At 45.3% G+C, this 1439-nt stretch carries 1 protein-coding gene; it reads left to right on the forward strand.

Annotated features, from left to right (window positions below):
- Positions 1–1398, forward strand: a 1398-nt coding sequence (locus tag B3182_RS05005) for a RelA/SpoT family protein (protein WP_292751771.1), incomplete at its 5' end; no start/stop codon positions are given.
- Between the last annotated feature and the right edge of the window lie 41 nt (positions 1399–1439).

Raw genomic sequence — 1439 nt, forward strand, 5'->3', positions numbered from 1 at the left:
CGCGAGAAAAATCTCTATAGCATTTACAAAAAAATGGTTAGCAAACAGCTATCATTTTCTGAAGTCATGGATGTGTATGCCTTCAGGATTATTGTCGACGACGTGGATGCCTGTTATCGAATGCTGGGTGTAGTGCATAACTTATACAAACCAGTGCAGGGTAAATTCAAAGACTATATAGCGATTCCCAAAGCGAATGGTTATCAATCATTGCATACCGTTTTATTTGGTCCCTATGGTGTTCCGATAGAAGTCCAGATCCGTTCTCGCGATATGGATCAATTGGCTGAAGCGGGTGTGGCCGCTCATTGGCTTTATAAAACCGGTGAAGTTGCTGGCAATACGCTGGCGCACCGTAAAGCCAGGCAATGGTTGCATGGCATTCTGGAAATGCAGAAAAGCTCCGGTGACTCGATGGAGTTTCTGGAAAATCTACGTATCGATTTATTCCCTGATGAGATTTATGTTTCAACGCCAAAAGGAGAGATCCTCACCTTACCGAGAGGATCCTCAGCAGTGGATTTTGCCTATGCAGTTCATTCTGATGTCGGTAACAGTTGCGTAGCAGCCAGAGTTGGCCGCCATCTGGTGCCATTAAGTTCACCACTGGAAACCGGCCAGTCAGTTGAAATCATTACCTCGCCGACCTCGCATCCTAATCCGGCCTGGCTTAATTTTGTCGTGACGCCAAAAGCGCGGACCAATATTCGTAATTACCTCAAGCATCTGCAAGGCGAAGAGGCAATTCAGCTTGGATTACGACTGCTGAACAAACATCTGACAGCCTTTTCAACAGCATTGGAAAATATTCCCACCAAGCGAATTACGGCACTTTTGAAAGAGTATGAGCTGGAAAACTTTGATGAATTATTGAGCGATCTGGGTCTGGGCAACATATCTGCCTTACTGGTCGCACAAAAATTGTTACAGGAAGAAACTCCTGATAAAGAGCCACAGGCACTGCTGATTGCCGGAACTGAGGGCATGGTTGTGAATTTTGCTCGCTGCTGCCATCCGATTCCGGGTGATCCAATCCACGGATTTGTCAGTGCCGGACGCGGTATCATTATTCATCAGCGAAGCTGTAAAAATACTACTCATTTACGTGAGCAGAATGAAAAGTGGCTGGATGTTGCCTGGGCAAAAGAGATCAATCGTGATTTCCCTGTAGATTTGATGATGCATTTGCGTAATCAACGTGGTGCACTGGCGACAATTGCTTCGGTGATTTCTGAAGCTGAATCGAATATTGATAATGTTATCGTTGATGAGCGCGATGGTGGCTATACCAATCTGCGACTGACAATTGAAGTCACTGATCGTCAGCATCTTGCTCGCATTATCCGCCGTTTACGCCAACTGGAAATGGTCGAACGGATTAACCGTATTAATAACTGATTTGTTTAATCTGTCGTCTTCAATGATGACTTAGCCGGAGT

Source organism: Methylophaga sp. UBA4204, assembly GCF_002379485.1.
Taxonomy (GTDB): Bacteria; Pseudomonadota; Gammaproteobacteria; order Nitrosococcales; family Methylophagaceae; genus Methylophaga.